The following is a 239-nucleotide window of genomic DNA, read 5'->3' on the forward strand; positions in this document are numbered from 1 at the left end:
CGTTTTCAACTATGTTATCAGCTGCTAATAACTTAGTAATTTTTCTTGAGTTCCTAAAGGAAAGAAATATTGATCTTGAAGAGAGAGTTATAAGCCGAGAGTTTATTGGGATTAATGAATTAGACGATTTACGTGACTATACTCAAAAACGTCTTCCAAAGACCATTAATAGAAATTCGTCACGTATCGGGAAGGCTGAGAATGTAGTTAGCTCTATAACTCATTACATGCGTCTGACT

Annotated in this window: 1 protein-coding gene; it reads left to right on the top strand. The window is 34.7% G+C overall.

Going from position 1 to position 239, the window contains the following annotated elements:
* On the top strand, positions 1 to 239 hold a 239-nt coding region (locus tag AAEY93_RS21055; RefSeq protein ID WP_351079694.1), incomplete at both ends, for a hypothetical protein.

This window comes from Shewanella sp. CAL98-MNA-CIBAN-0140 (assembly GCF_040309905.1).
Taxonomy (GTDB): Bacteria; Pseudomonadota; Gammaproteobacteria; order Enterobacterales; family Shewanellaceae; genus Shewanella; species Shewanella psychromarinicola.